Origin of the sequence: Pseudomonas umsongensis (genome assembly GCF_012647205.1) — a bacterium.
Lineage (GTDB): Bacteria > Pseudomonadota > Gammaproteobacteria > Pseudomonadales > Pseudomonadaceae > Aquipseudomonas > Aquipseudomonas umsongensis.
This window is the reverse complement of the sequence record NZ_CP051487.1, coordinates 4,742,082-4,755,987: the sequence shown is the minus strand read 5'-3', so window position 1 is coordinate 4,755,987 and position 13,906 is coordinate 4,742,082. Positions and strand designations below refer to the sequence as shown.

The 13,906-nt window shown below is 58.9% G+C and carries 16 protein-coding genes; 11 read left to right on the top strand and 5 right to left on the bottom strand.

Annotated elements, in window-relative coordinates; genetic code table 11:
- The first annotated feature begins 9 nt into the window (after nt 1-9).
- The 4 genes from HGP31_RS21455 (at nt 10) to HGP31_RS21440 (ending at nt 4,710) form a co-directional block, all read left to right on the top strand.
- Complete coding sequence (locus HGP31_RS21455; RefSeq protein WP_020795463.1) at nt 10-615, top strand: arylesterase; 606 nt, start codon at nt 10-12, stop codon at nt 613-615.
- A gap of 56 nt (nt 616-671) precedes the next feature.
- Nucleotides 672-965, top strand: a complete 294-nt coding sequence (locus HGP31_RS21450; RefSeq protein ID WP_008055299.1) for a hypothetical protein — start codon at nt 672-674, stop codon at nt 963-965.
- Nucleotides 966-2,027: 1,062 nt separating this feature from the next.
- Nucleotides 2,028-3,197 (top strand): IS4 family transposase, encoded by a 1,170-nt coding sequence (locus HGP31_RS21445; protein ID WP_168757130.1) that lies wholly within the window; start codon nt 2,028-2,030, stop codon nt 3,195-3,197.
- 541 nt (nt 3,198-3,738) lie between these two features.
- Nucleotides 3,739-4,710, top strand: coding sequence for a L,D-transpeptidase family protein (locus HGP31_RS21440; protein WP_020800381.1), 972 nt, complete (start codon nt 3,739-3,741; stop codon nt 4,708-4,710).
- Nucleotides 4,711-4,834: 124 nt separating this feature from the next.
- Here the strand turns inward: HGP31_RS21440 and oprI are convergent, their stop codons facing one another.
- Nucleotides 4,835-5,086: an outer membrane lipoprotei OprI gene (gene oprI / locus HGP31_RS21435; RefSeq protein WP_003183784.1), complete on the bottom strand. Its 252-nt coding sequence runs from the start codon at nt 5,084-5,086 to the stop codon at nt 4,835-4,837.
- 640 nt (nt 5,087-5,726) lie between these two features.
- Between oprI and HGP31_RS21430 the strand changes: the two genes are divergently transcribed.
- Nucleotides 5,727-6,014 carry a GNAT family N-acetyltransferase gene (locus HGP31_RS21430; RefSeq protein ID WP_020800382.1) on the top strand — a complete coding sequence of 96 codons (288 nt, stop codon included), beginning with the start codon at nt 5,727-5,729 and terminating at the stop codon, nt 6,012-6,014.
- A 72-nt stretch (nt 6,015-6,086) separates the two neighbouring features.
- On the opposite strand, the gene HGP31_RS21425 is transcribed toward HGP31_RS21430, so the two are convergent.
- Both HGP31_RS21425 and HGP31_RS21420 read right to left on the bottom strand, forming a co-directional pair.
- On the bottom strand, nt 6,087-7,163 hold the full coding sequence (locus tag HGP31_RS21425; protein WP_020800383.1) for a 3-deoxy-7-phosphoheptulonate synthase: 1,077 nt from the start codon (nt 7,161-7,163) through the stop codon (nt 6,087-6,089).
- A 127-nt stretch (nt 7,164-7,290) separates the two neighbouring features.
- A complete protein-coding gene (locus tag HGP31_RS21420; protein ID WP_020800384.1) occupies nt 7,291-7,734 on the bottom strand; it encodes a PilZ domain-containing protein in 444 nt (147 codons plus the stop codon).
- Here HGP31_RS21420 and HGP31_RS21415 point away from each other — a divergent pair.
- From HGP31_RS21415 to cysB, 5 genes are all read left to right on the top strand, one after another.
- On the top strand, nt 7,733-8,119 hold the full coding sequence (locus tag HGP31_RS21415; RefSeq protein ID WP_033041854.1) for a thioredoxin family protein: 387 nt from the start codon (nt 7,733-7,735) through the stop codon (nt 8,117-8,119). The two genes, HGP31_RS21420 and HGP31_RS21415, sit on opposite strands and share 2 nt — an antisense overlap.
- Nucleotides 8,116-9,072 (top strand): putative 2-dehydropantoate 2-reductase, encoded by a 957-nt coding sequence (locus HGP31_RS21410; RefSeq protein ID WP_020800386.1) that lies wholly within the window; start codon nt 8,116-8,118, stop codon nt 9,070-9,072. The genes HGP31_RS21415 and HGP31_RS21410 overlap by 4 nt, the downstream gene beginning before the upstream one ends.
- Nucleotides 9,073-9,097: 25 nt before the next feature.
- The gene (locus HGP31_RS21405) at nt 9,098-10,003 is read left to right on the top strand and encodes a 5'-nucleotidase (RefSeq protein WP_020800387.1); all 906 of its coding nucleotides are present in this window, start codon (nt 9,098-9,100) and stop codon (nt 10,001-10,003) included.
- Nucleotides 10,004-10,097: 94 nt separating this feature from the next.
- Nucleotides 10,098-10,601 (top strand): universal stress protein, encoded by a 504-nt coding sequence (locus HGP31_RS21400; RefSeq protein ID WP_020800388.1) that lies wholly within the window; start codon nt 10,098-10,100, stop codon nt 10,599-10,601.
- Nucleotides 10,602-10,713: 112 nt separating this feature from the next.
- On the top strand, nt 10,714-11,688 hold the full coding sequence (gene cysB, locus HGP31_RS21395) for an HTH-type transcriptional regulator CysB (RefSeq protein ID WP_008057010.1): 975 nt from the start codon (nt 10,714-10,716) through the stop codon (nt 11,686-11,688).
- Nucleotides 11,689-11,721: 33 nt separating this feature from the next.
- Here the strand turns inward: cysB and HGP31_RS21390 are convergent, their stop codons facing one another.
- On the bottom strand, nt 11,722-12,204 hold the full coding sequence (locus HGP31_RS21390) for a GreA/GreB family elongation factor (protein ID WP_168758611.1): 483 nt from the start codon (nt 12,202-12,204) through the stop codon (nt 11,722-11,724).
- 2 nt (nt 12,205-12,206) lie between these two features.
- Nucleotides 12,207-12,617, bottom strand: coding sequence for a hypothetical protein (locus HGP31_RS21385; protein ID WP_168758609.1), 411 nt, complete (start codon nt 12,615-12,617; stop codon nt 12,207-12,209).
- A 124-nt stretch (nt 12,618-12,741) separates the two neighbouring features.
- On the opposite strand from HGP31_RS21385, the gene earP reads away from it, so the two are divergent.
- Nucleotides 12,742-13,884 (top strand): elongation factor P maturation arginine rhamnosyltransferase EarP, encoded by a 1,143-nt coding sequence (earP, locus tag HGP31_RS21380; RefSeq protein ID WP_168758608.1) that lies wholly within the window; start codon nt 12,742-12,744, stop codon nt 13,882-13,884.
- Nucleotides 13,885-13,906: the final 22 nt, after the last annotated feature.

Below are 13,906 nucleotides of genomic sequence, written 5' to 3'. Positions count from 1 at the left end.
GAGAATCCGATGCGTGTGTGGTTTTTGAGTGCTGGCCTGGCCTTGATGTGCATGGCCCAGAACGCAGCGGCGGGTACAGTCCTGATCGTTGGCGATAGTATCAGCGCCGGTTTCGGACTGGATACCCGCTTGGGGTGGGTGTCGTTGCTCGAGCAGCGGCTCAAGCGCGAAGGTTTCGACGATAAGGTGATCAATGCGTCCATCAGCGGCGACACCAGTGCCGGCGGCCAGGCACGCCTGCCAGCGCTGCTTGCAGAGCATAAGCCTGAGTTGGTGATCCTCGAATTGGGGGGCAATGACGGCCTGCGTGGCTTGCTGCCAACACAATTGCAACAAAATCTTGCGTCGATGATTCAGCAGTCGCAGGACGCGGGCGCCAAGGTGCTGTTGCTCGGCATGCAATTGCCACCCAATTACGGTGCTCGATACACCAAGGCCTTTGCCGACGTCTACAGCAACCTGGCCGATGAGAAAAACATCCCGTTGGTGCCGTTTTTCCTCGACGGCGTGGGCGGTCATCCGGACCTGATGCAGGCCGATGGCATTCACCCGGCAGCCGGGGCTCAGGACAAGTTGCTGGAAAATGTCTGGCCTACGCTAAAACCACTGTTATGACACTTTTCTAGGAGCGGGCTTTCGGCTAAGGTGGCGCCCCCGATTTGGAGCCCCCGATGCCGCGTTCTGCCTGGTCACTTTATGCCTATCAACTGATCGAGCCTGACGAACAGCTGGATCTGTTCGCCTGCCAGGAAGTGCGGGTACACCTGGTGACCCGACAACTGGAGCTGGGCGGCTCGGCGGACCGGACCCTGTGCGGCAGCCTGCTGCCGGCTCAACCGCGTTGGTCGAACGTCGATCGCCGGGTGTTCCAGGACCAGCGCCTGTGTTCGTTGTGTCGGGCCATTCTTGAGTCGCAAAAGCGCGGCACGTCGCCGATCTGGCCGGAGTTGCGGTTCGAGCTTTGATCGTTTCTGCTTTGCTGTGGCTTGGGCATCGGATGAAAACCTGTGGGAGCTGGCTTGTCGGGTCGCCGCATCGCAGCGATGGCGGCCTGACAGCCGACCTGTATCCCGCAGATGTACTCCAATCAAACTGTGGGAGCGGGCTTGCTCGCGAAGGCGGCCTTATAGCCGACCTATGTTTTGTTGACTGCGTACATATCCATTGCTGCGGTAACGGCCGCTTATGGTTTCGCCCTTACGGCGAGTCCCTTTTTCAAGCGCCGGAGTGCCGGCCCAGCAAAAAAGCACCAAAAGGCTTTGCCCCACCACTCGGTCCCTCGCTAGGGCTCGGCATGCCCTCTCTCCGGCATTGCTCCGTGGGTCGCCGCGATGGGCCGTCCCTGGCCCAGCGCGGCTAAACCGGCGTCCTGCCGGTTTCCCCACTGCGCAATGCCTGCGTTCGGCCATCGTGGTTAACGGGGCGCCTGCGATCAACAGCAAAGCGAGGCAGCCTGGCTTGAAGTGAACTCGCTGATCGTTCCCACGCTCTGCGTGGGAATGCCGCCAGGGACGCTCTGCGTTCCGCCGACGACGTATTAATTGAGCCGTGCGCGACGGTGATGCGGGGCGTCACAGGAAGCCCTGTGTGAAATTGGTTGCCTGCGTACATATCCATTGCTGCGGTAACGGCCACTTATGGTTTCGCTTTTACAGCGACTCCCTTTTTCAAACGCCAAAAAGGAAGCAAAAGGCTTTGCCCCACCACTCGGTGCCTCGCTTGGGCTCGGCATGTCCTCTCTCCGGCATTGCTCCGTGGGTCGCCGCGATGGGCCGTCCCTGGCCCAGCGCGGCTAAACCGGCGTCCTGTCGGTTTCCCCACTGCGCAATGCCTGCGTTCGGCCATCGTGGTTAATGGGGCGCCTGCGATCAACAGCAAAGCGAGGCGGCCTGGCTTGAAGTGAACTCGCTGATCGTTCCCACGCAGAGCGTCACTAGTGTCCGGTAAAAACCGAAGGGGGAGCTTGCTCCCCCTTGCTGTTGGCGGCCGTCAGTCATAATCGGATTTTTCAGACTCGATTTTGGCTCATGTTTACCAGCACCCGTTTAGCCCACCTGCTCAGTGCGATCCCGCGCCAGTTCTTTCGGCAATCCACCGAAAGGCACCAGGCTGATCGCTACGTCAAACGCTGCACGTCCTGGCAATTGCTGGTGACACTGGTCAGCGGTCATGTAACCCAAGCCTTAAGCCTGCGGTCCTTGGCGACTTTCTCCGAAACTCTAAGCCCGCATAGCTACCATCTTAAAGCGGGTCCCGTCGCCCGCTCGACCCTGTCGGATGCCTTGAACAAGCGTGACTACCGGCCATTCCAGGACCTTTGCGAGTTGCTGTTGCGCGGCATCAGCCGCCAGCAGCGCAAAGAAGTCGGTGCCATGGTTAGCCTGCTTGATTCCACGTCGATCACTTTGCGCGGACCTCACTTCGATGGCTGGACAGCCGCCACGAAAACCCGCATTACGCAGGGCTTGAAAGTACATGTCGGGCTAGATTTGGCACAGTTGGCCCCGGTGTACGTCAACATCACTCCTGCCAACGTCAACGACCTGAGCGATGCACTGGAAATGCCGATTCAGGCCGGCATGACGTATGTCTTTGACAAGGGCTATTGCGATTACAACTGGTGGCACCAGTTGCAGACCAAAGGCGCTTTTTTCGTCACCCGCCTGAAGAAAAACGCCAATATCAAAGTGCTGCACAAGCACTCGACCGTAGCCGAGCAAAGCCCGGTCATGACCGATGAAGTCATTCTGTTCGGCAAAAAGCATCTGGGCGGTAAGCGTCTGAATGACTACCGAGAAACGCCGGTAAGACGCGTGGTGGTTGAGCGCGAGGGACATGCCACGCCATTAATCCTAGTGACCAACGACTTCGCAAGAACAGCTGAAGAAGTCGCGGGCTTGTACAAAGATCGCTGGAAGATCGAGCTGTTTTTCAAGTGGATCAAGCAACATCTGAAACTCAAACGCTTCTATGCCTTCTCTGAAAACGCCGTGCGCCTGCAGATTTACAGTGCCTTGATCAGCTACTTGTTACTGCACCTTTTCCATCGTCGTTCAGGATTTACCGGTTCGTTGTTCGAGCTGACGGTTCGCATATCTCACGTCCTGCACGAACGGCCCGCTACTCCAGAACTGAGGGATCGACGAAGGCAGGAGCGAGAAAAGCTGAAGGCTGCCCAAGGCAGCCTTCAGCTATGAAACATGTTTACCGGACACTAGTGACGCAGAGCGTGGGAACGATCACATTGCGGACAGCCCTGCAATCAGGTCGGTTTTAAGGCCGCCTTGCTCTGCTTTTGCTCTGCTTTTGCTCTGCTTTTGCTCTGCTTTGGCTTTTGATGTTCTTGCCCCCTCGAGAGGCCGAGTGGAGGTTTTGCGCAGTGGGTAAACCGGCAAGGATGCCGGTTTAGCCGCGCTGGGCCAGGGACGGCCCATCGCGGCGACCCACGGAGCAGGACCGGAGCGAGGGCATGCCGAGCATTAGCGAGGCACCGAACGCCAGGGGCAAGAGCCCTTGGTTACTTGGGGCTTTTCCAAGTGACTCGCTGTAAAAGCGAAACCCTAAGTGGCCGTTACCGGAGGAATGGATATGTACTCCGTTAACAAACAATAGGTCGAATGGCAGGCGACACGAAATGCCTTGCATCGCCTACACCCCCCGCAACCTCCCCGAAATAACGGCCAGCGGTGTACAATCGCGTTCTTATACCCTATGTCGATCATGCAAAGGATTTTCCGGATGTTGCCGCGCTTTCCCGCCGTCACCCGCTGCCTGACACTTGCCGCCCTCTGTGTAGCGGGTCCCGTCGCAGCATTGGAGCTACCCCTGCCACCACCTGGTGAAGACATCGTTGGTCAGGTACAGGTGATCAAGGCCAAGTACGAAGATACCTTCGCCGACCTGGGCACGACCTACGACCTGGGTTATTCGGAAATGGTGGCCGCTAACCCTGGCGTCGATCCATGGTTGCCTGGTGCCGGCACTGAAATCGTGCTTCCAACCCGCTTCATCCTGCCACCAGGACCACGTGAAGGTATTGTGATCAACCTGGCCGAGTACCGCCTCTACTACTTCCCGAAAGGCCGGAACGTGGTGTACACCTACCCGCTGGGTATCGGTCGTGAAGGTTGGGGCTCGCCGATTGCCCACACCAGCATCACCGCCAAGACGCCGAACCCTACCTGGACGCCTCCAGCATCGATCAAGGCCGAACATGCCGCCGATGGTGATCCGCTGCCCAACGTGGTGCCGGCCGGCCCTGACAACCCGCTGGGGCCGTTCAAGTTCACCCTGGGGACTCCGGGCTACCTGATCCACGGCTCGAACAAGAAGTTCGGCATCGGCATGCGCACCAGCCATGGCTGCTTCCGCATGTTCAACAATAACGTGCTGGAAATGGCAGGCATGGTGCCGGTTGGAACGTCGGTGCGGATCATCAACGACTCCTACAAGTTTGGCGTGAGTGGCGGCAAGGTCTACCTGGAAGCGCACACGCCGCTGGATGACAAGGGCAACCCGTCGGTGGTCGACAAGCACACTGCGGTGATCAACGCGATGCTCAAGCGTGAAGACATCACCAATAACCTGCGTATGAACTGGGATGTGGTACGTGATGTAGTGGCTGCCGAAGATGGCCTGCCGGTGGAAATCGGCGTGCCGAACACTACCGCGGCCATGGTGACGAGTGCGCCGATCGACCCGCTGCAGTAATGCCTGAAAAAAACCCGCCGACGCAGGCCGCGTCGGCGGGTTTTTTATTGGCTGCAGGAAACAGCAGGCAATAAAAAAGCCGACCCAAAAAATGGGTCGGCTTGATAATAATCCCGAAGGACTATTACTTGCGGCTAGCTTTTTCCAGCATGCGCAGAGCACGCTCGTTAGCTTCGTCAGCAGTCTGTTGTGCTTTTTGAGCAGCAGCCAGAGCTTCATCAGCTTTACGGTAAGCTTCGTCTGCACGAGCTTGGGAGCGAGCTGCTGCGTCTTCAGTAGCGGTCAGACGTGCTTCGGTTTCTTTCGATGCGCTGCTGCAACCGGTAGCCAGAACTGCGGCCAGGGCCAGAGCAGAGAATTTCAGAACGTTGTTCATCGTGTTCCCCTTCAAGGACTTTCTATTAAGTGGCTGTCTCCTCCGAGTGAGGAAATAGCCGGCGTACATACTACCCATTACTTGTCGTAAGTAAACTGACGTGAAGCAAGAAGCAAAAAAAATTGTAGGCGTTGATTCTTTTTCGAGCAACTTTTAACTGCGTTGTATAAAAAATATCCAGCTGCAAGGCCCGAGATGAGCGAGCCGCCAAGGAAAAGTTCCCCAGGCTCAAAGCTCTTTTTCCGGTCTTGGCTAAAGTCCTTCTAGATGCATTCGTCTACACTTTTGTTCGGAAATTGCGCAGTGTCCCTCATATCTTTCTCGATGTTCAGGTGACTTTAACGAGGGGCGCTCGTCTTATGTCTCAACATCCGGCAATGTTCAGGCTACCGATCGCTGCAAGACCTTTCGGTCGAGCTGTTTCCTGCGTTATCCACAGCAGCACCTGCCAACCAGCATGATGACGAGCGAACCTTGAGCATTTCTGCCAATGGTGCCTACTATTTGTACGTGCTCGGTTGCGCGAGATCGGTGTAGCTCTTCTCGGTGTCGATTCAGGCACGGGGTGGCGTAGTTGTTCCTTCGCCGGAAAAACATCGGTAAGGTAGGGGTCAGAATTCCAGACCCGCGAGGAGTAGTGATGAGCGAGGCGTTGTCCATCCACCATGACCAGGCTGGTCATCAATTCGAGACCAATGTGGACGGTCATCGTGCCTACCTGACCTATATGGATCTGGGGAAACAGACCCTGGATATCTATCGCACATTTGTGCCCAATGCATTGCGCGGTCGCGGCATCGCCGCGGCCCTGACCGAACAGGCGCTGCAGTACGCCGAGGAAATGGGCTATACCGTCATTCCCTCGTGCTCCTATGTCGAGCGCTACATGGAGCGTCACCAGCGCCATGCTGCCAAGCTGAGCCAGTGACCCTCGAGAAAATCGCTGCATAAAAAAACGCCGGGCTCAGCCCGGCGTTTTTTTGTCTGCGGCAAGCGCCAATCAGGTGCGTTGGCGTTTTGGCAGTACTTCCTTGAGCTTGGCATGCATGCTGCGCAAGGTGTTTTCGGTAGCAGTCCAGTCGATGCAGGCATCGGTGATCGACACGCCGTATTGCAGGTCGGCGAGGTCTTTCGGGATGGCCTGGCAACCCCAATTCAGGTGGCTTTCGACCATCAGGCCGATGATCGACTGATTGCCTTCGAGGATCTGGTTGGCGACGTTTTCCATCACCAGCGGTTGCAGGGCCGGGTCCTTGTTGGAGTTGGCGTGGCTGCAATCGACCATGATGTTGGGCTTGATCTTCGCTTTGTTCAGCGCTTGTTCGCACAGGGCTACGCTGACCGAATCGTAGTTCGGCTTACCGTTGCCGCCGCGCAGTACGACGTGACCGTAGGCATTGCCCTTGGTGGTAACGATCGACACGCCACCTTCCTGGTTGATGCCCAGGAAGCGGTGCGGGCTGGAAACCGATTGCAGGGCGTTGATCGCAACGGTCAGGCCGCCATCCGTACCGTTCTTGAAGCCGACGGCCGAGGACAGGCCGGAGGCCATTTCACGGTGAGTCTGGGATTCGGTAGTACGCGCGCCGATGGCCGACCAACTGATCAAATCCTGCAGGTATTGCGGGGAGATCGGATCGAGTGCCTCGGTAGCGGTTGGCAGGCCCATTTCGGCCAGGTCCAGCAACAGCTGGCGACCAATATGCAGGCCGTCCTGGATCTTGAACGAGTCGTCCAGGTAGGGGTCGTTGATCAAGCCTTTCCAGCCAACGGTGGTGCGTGGCTTCTCGAAATACACACGCATGACCAGATACAAGGTATCGGACACTTCCGCCGCGAGAACCTTCAGGCGCTCGGCGTACTCGTGGGCCGCCTTGATGTCGTGGATCGAGCAAGGCCCGATGACCACGAACAGGCGATGGTCGGTACCATCGAGAATGTTGCGAATGACTTCGCGGCCCTTGGTGACGGTGCGCAGGGCGGCATCGCTCAGGGGGATATCACGCTTGAGCTGGTCAGGAGTGATCAGCGTCTCGTTGGAAGCGACGTTTAGGTCGTTGATCGGTAAATCAGCCATCGTTTACTCGTCAGGTCACGGGTGCCGGCCGCCAGCGAACCCGCGCGGCGGAGCACAGCAAATTAAGCGCGTCGGGGAGCAGAACCTTAGCGCGTTACACCGTGGCTAGACAATGGGCTGGCCCGGTTTAATCCAGCACGGCCTGTGCAAATGCCTGGTGAACCTTGTCGTGGGAGAACTCGTCGGCATGCTGCTGGACCCACTCCAGGGCCAGGGCCTGGATTTCCTGCAGGTCGTTGTGGGCGTCATGCTGGCGGCAGTAACGCTCGATCTGGCACACCTGCTCGCCCATTCTTGCGCTGAAAAGTGTCTGTTCGTCGACGAAGGCAATACCCACCAGGTAGCCTCGCTTTCGTCGCAGGCACCAGGCCACATAGCCCAGAAAGCGCAGGTCCGGGTTCAGGGTCGGCATGCGTACCTCCAGCGCGGTGCCATGGCGCCAGGCGCGGTGATAATTGCAAGCCATGCCCCCGAGGCTGATAGTGTGCAGCTGTTGCCTGGAGATGCACTCAGGTTTGAGCAACGTCAACTCGACAGGTATATCGTCAGGATGAGGAAGAAAACGTCCCATGAGCACGGACTCCATGTGTCGGCCATCTGACATTGTTCCACCCAGTATAGTGGTCGAATTGGAACTGACCGATTTCGACGCCGACCAACGGCTGCTGGCAATGAGCGGCGTATCGCTGGTGATTTTCACCAGTGTCGGCTGCGCCTCCTGTCGTTTTGCCCGTGAGCAGCTGCCTGCGCTCGACCTGGACGTCGATCGCCTGTGCTGGATCGATGCCGGCAACAATGGCGGGGTGGTCGAGCGATATCAGGTCTTTCACTTGCCGGCGCTGTTTGTGGTACGCGACGGCGAATTCTTCGGGGCACTAAAATCGCGCCTGACCGGCGCCGAGCTCAACGCCGCTCTGGGGCAGGCGCTGGGTCGAACAGCAGAGGAGTTGCCATGACGGGTGCAGTTGCGAAACCGACAATCGGAATTATCGGGACCGGGGCCATCGGCGGGTTCTACGGGATGATGCTGGCGCAGGCCGGCTACGATGTGCATTTTCTGTTGCGCAGCGAGTTTCGTGCGGTGGCCGAGCGCGGGCTGCAACTGCACAGCGCTGTACATGGAGCGCTGACGCTGAATCCGGTGCAGGCCTACTCGGCGGCCGAAGACATGCCACCTTGCGACTGGTTGCTGGTTGGCGCAAAAACCACCAGCAACCGCGATCTCGCGCCCGCCATCGTGCAAGCCGCTGCACCGAATGCCAGGGTGCTGCTGTTGCAAAATGGCCTGGATGTCGAAGACAGCCTGCGTGAACTGCTGCCCGATGCGCTGCATGTGCTGGGCGGGCTCTGCTATATCTGCGTCCATCGCCAGGGCCCCGGTGTCATCACTCATCAGGCGCTGGGGGCGGTACATGTCGGCTATCACAGCGGGCCGGCGTCCGATGATCCATCGCGTGCCGCGATTGTCGAGGAGGGGGCCGGGTTGTTTCGTGCGGCTGGTATCGACGCCCAGGCCATGGCTAACCTGCACCAGGCGCGCTGGCAGAAACTGGTCTGGAATATTCCGTACAACGGCCTGTCCGTGCTGCTCGGGGCGAGTACCACGCCGCTCATGGCCGACGCCGACAGCCGTGAGCTGATCACCTCGCTGATGGCCGAAGTGATCCAGGGCGCAACCGCCTGCGGTCACGAAGTGCCCGCCGGTTATGCCGAGCAGCTTTTGCAGGTGACGCAGAGAATGCCGGACTACTGGCCGAGCATGTACCACGATTTTTTGCACAAGCGTCCGCTGGAACTGGAGGCCATCTACGCTCGGCCTCTGGCCGCGGCGAAGGCCGTCGGCTGTGAATTGCCACGGATCGAGGCGATGTATCGCAGTTTGAGTTTCATCGATCGACGTAATACCTGAGTCGATCAACCGGAGGGGGAAGGGGATGCCAAAGTCCATAGACGACAAGTTGGTGCTGGCGATTTCTTCGCGAGCGTTGTTCGACCTGAGTGAAAGCCACAAGGTCTATCTGTCGAGTGGTGTCGAGGCCTACCGGCAATATCAGATTGAACACGAAGAAGAAATACTCGAGCCCGGTGACGCCTTCCCGCTGGTGCAAAAACTCCTGAACCTCAATGCCCACCTCGGCCGGGCACGGGTCGAGGTGATTTTGGTCTCGCGCAACAGCGCCGACACCGGACTACGCGTGTTCAACTCGATCCATCACTATGGACTGGCGATTTCCCGTGCGGCGTTTGTCGGAGGGCGCAGTCCGTATCCCTACCTCAAGGCCTTTGGCTGCGATCTGTTTCTTTCAACCCACGCCGAAGACGTACGCAGTGCGCTGGACGCCGGATTCGCCGCGGCGACCATTCTGTCCGGCGGCGCCAGCCGTGCAGCCAGCGATGAACTGCGCATTGCCTTCGACGGTGATGCCGTACTGTTTTCCGACGAATCCGAACGCGTCTATCAGGCCGGTGGGCTGGAAGCGTTTCAGGCCAGCGAGCGCGAAGCGGCCCGCGAGCCTCTGCGCGGTGGGCCGTTCAAGGGCTTCCTCGCTGCCCTCAATCTGTTGCAGCGCGAGTTCCCGGATGACGCTTGTCCGATTCGCACGGCACTGGTCACGGCACGCTCGGCGCCAGCCCATGAGCGGGTGATCCGTACGTTGCGGGAGTGGGATATTCGCCTGGATGAATCGCTGTTTCTCGGTGGCCTGACCAAGTCGGCCTTTCTCGAAGCCTTTGCCGCCGATGTGTTTTTCGACGATCAGGCCGGTCACTGCGAGTTGGCGCGCGAAGTGGTTGCTACCGGCCATGTGCCGCATGGCATAAGCAACGAGCAAAAGGTTTAAGCCCGCCGTTCAACGTGTTACGCCAGATGTCGCTCTCGCCAAGGCACTGCTAAGCTGAATCAATCTCCGCCATGTCGGCACGCGAGGAGGTCATATGATTCGTTCGATGCTGTATGCCACTGACCTCGGGCTGTACGCACCCGTGGTGATGCAGCATGCCCTGGAATTGGCCCGAACATTCGATGCCGACCTGTACGTGGTGCACGCCGTCGAGCCCATGGGGCTGTTTGCCGAATCGGTGCTGCAGAGTTATCTCGATGAGCAGGCATTGAACGAATTTCACAGTCAGGGTCTTAACACGGTGATTGCCAGCATCGAGCAGCGGGTGCTCGACAATTTTCGCGAAGAGTTGGGTGACGAGGGGGAGCAGGATCTTTTGCGGATCAAGGCGGTACGGGTGCTGCAGGGTGATCCATCGCAGGTGATTCTCGACCAGGCGCAGAAACTCTCGGTGGATTTGCTCATCGTAGGGAGCCACAGTCACGGTGCTGGAGCTGAAACGCCTTTGGGCCGGACCGCAGCGCGTGTGTTGCAACTGGCCAAGGTACCGGTCTACCTGGTGCCGCTGGTGCAGCGTCGTCGCCAAGGGGATCGCTAGAACACGAATAATAGCGTTTTGACAAAAAGTTCTAGATTTATTCTTCAAACCATTAATATAGTTATATACCGTCGCTGATGCCCGTGGCGTCTACCTGCTTTGAGGGATTCATATGAAGCTCCAACAATTGCGCTACATCTGGGAAGTGGCGCACCACGACCTCAACGTTTCCGCTACCGCCCAAAGTCTCTACACCTCTCAGCCGGGCATCAGCAAGCAGATACGTTTGCTGGAAGACGAATTGGGCGTCGAAGTGTTCGCCCGCAGCGGCAAGCACCTGACGCGCGTTACTCCGGCCGGTGAGCGCATTATCACCACCGCTGGCGAGATCCTGCGCAAGGTCGAAAGCATCAAGCAGATCGCCCAGGAATTCTCCAACGAGAAAAAAGGCACCCTGTCGATCGCCACCACCCACACCCAGGCGCGCTACGCGTTGCCGCCGGTGATCAGCAATTTCATCAAGCAGTATCCGGACGTTGCCCTGCACATGCACCAGGGCTCGCCGATGCAGATCGCCGAGATGGCCGCCGATGGCACCGTGGATTTCGCCATTGCCACCGAAGCCCTCGAGCTGTTTGGCGACCTGGTGATGATGCCTTGCTATCGCTGGAATCGCTGTGTGGTCGTGCCCCAGGGGCATCCGTTGACCAAACTCTCGAAGTTGACTCTCGAAGCCCTGGCCGAATACCCGATCGTGACCTATGTGTTCGGTTTCACCGGCCGTTCCAAGCTCGACGAAGCCTTCAGCCACCGTGGCCTGACGCCCAAGGTGGTGTTTACCGCCGCGGACGCCGACGTGATCAAGACCTACGTGCGCCTGGGCCTGGGTGTGGGCATCGTGGCGAAAATGGCGGTCGATACCAAGCTCGACAACGACCTGGTGGTGCTCGATGCCAGCGAGTTGTTCGAATCCAGCGTGACCAAGATCGGTTTCCGTCGCGGCACCTTCCTGCGCGGTTTCATGTGTGACTTCATCGAGAAGTTCGCCCCGCACCTGACCCGCGAAGTCATGGCCAAGGCCATCCAGTGCCACAACAAACAGGAGCTGGAAGAGCTGTTCGACGGCGTCGAACTGCCGGTTCACTGATAGAGCGGCCCGCCGCGTTGGCGGGGCAGCCGGTCAAACCACCTCGGTGACAGCAAACTGTTGCCGAGCGCCCGCCACCAGGATCTCCACCTCGTCGCCTGCGAGCTTGCCCAGCAGGCTTTTGCCCAGCGGTGAGCGCGGGGTGATGACGGTAATCAGTTGCCCCACCAGGTCAACCTTCAGGCCCGCCGCATCCGGCGCCAGGAACAACCATTGCTCGCGGCCCTTTTCGTCCTCCAGGCCGAGCAGCGCACCTATCTCGATACCCCGTTGCTCGTCATACGCACGCAATGCCAGGTTCTGGCAAAGCGCCAGTGACTGGCGAATCTCCTCGACCCGCCTGGCTTGGCCTGCAGCCAGGTAAGACGCCTCCAGGCCCAGGGTGTCGTACTTGTTTTCAGCGATGTTTTCTTCGTGGGTCGCGGTTTCGTAGGCGGTTTGCGCCGCGCGCTCGGCAATGTCGAGATCGACCCGCAATTTGTCGAGAATCAGTTGGTGGACAGTGTGCTTATTCATGATCAATCGCAGAATTGCAGGACGTTGGCGCGGCTTTTTTCGCTCGGTGCCGTCTGATCCTGTTGTAACCAGAATTGGCAGCGGGGGTTCGACAGGTTGCGGTTGCTGCCGCGCGCCTGGTCGAGTCGTTGCGCCTGCTCGTTCTTGCGCAGGTTTTCTTCATACTGCTCGAACAACGGGCTCTGTGCGGGATTGTCCGGCACCGGGCGTGCCACCACTGGCGGCTTGGCCAGTTGTTCCACCGCGGCTGCGACCGGCGCCAGTTGTTCGCTGAAAAACAGCCGGGCCACCAGCCAGCCGGTCAACGCGATGGCGATGAAACCCAGCCACAGGCCCAGGGCGATGCTGCCGGTCAGTTGCAGGACGCTGAGGTGAATCGCAATGGGTCGGCGCGGAGTAGGGCGGTAGGGCATGGTTGCCTCCTGGCGAAGGGTCGCGGGCGATTGCCGATTGTCGCACGAAGATTAATCGGCGTCGGCTCTTCTGCGCGGGCTGATTTATGCGGACAATTGGCACCTTTGCCAACGGGAGCCTGGAATGCCTGATATGAAAACCCGCTGGGATATTTTTTGCACCGTGGTCGACAATTTTGGCGACATCGGCGTGACGTGGCGGCTGTCCCGGCAACTGGTGGCCGAGCACGGGGTGGAGGTGCGTTTGTGGGTCGATGATCTGCGTGCCTTCGAGCGCCTGTGTCCGCAGATCGACATTCACGCTGGTCGGCAATGGCACCAGGGTGTCGAGGTATGTCAATGGTCGGCCGACTGGCAACCGGTAGAAGCGGCCGATGTGGTGATCGCCGCGTTTGCCTGCCAGTTGCCAGGCGCCTACATGGACGCCATGGCGCAGCGGGACAAAACGCCGCTGTGGATGAACCTCGATTACCTGAGCGCCGAGGACTGGGTGATCGGCTGCCACGGCTTGCCGTCGGTAAAATACAAACACGTCCAGAAGCACTTTTTCTTCCCCGGGTTCCACAAAGGTACGGGCGGCCTGCTGCGTGAAAGCGGATTGCTCGAGCGGCGCCGGCAATTCCAGCAGAGTCCCGAGGCTCAGCAAACCTTCCTGCAAGGCCTGGGAGTCGACCGCGCGCCCGGTGCGCTACTGATTTCACTGTTTGCCTATGAAAATTCCGGGTTGGCCAGCTGGCTGGACACCTTGGCGAGCGACTCGATGCCCACTCATCTGTTGGTGCCGCAAGGGCGTATCCTGGGTGACGTCGAGCGTTGGCTGAGCGTGCAGGACCTGCAGGCGGGGGCATTGCATGTGCGCGATGCCTTGACCGTGCAGGTGCTGCCGTTCGTCCGACAGGACCAGTATGACCAGCTGCTCTGGTGCTGTGATTTCAACGCCGTACGCGGCGAAGATTCCTTTGTCCGCGCGCAATGGGCGGGACGGCCGATGTTGTGGCACATCTATCAGCAGGAGGAAGATGTTCATCTGGACAAGCTCGAAGCCTTCCTCTCTCTCTACACCAAAGACCTTTCGCCTGCGGCTGGCGAGGTGATCAGCGGTCTCTGGCGGGCCTGGAATGCCGGTGAGACAATGACCGACCACTGGCAATCAACCCGCAAACACTGGCCGCAGCTGCAAAATCACGCCGAGACGTGGTGTCTGGAACAGGCCTTGCACACCGATCTTGCCGCGGCGCTGGTACAGTTTTATGTAAATTGGATATGATACGCGGCCTAGATTTTTGTAA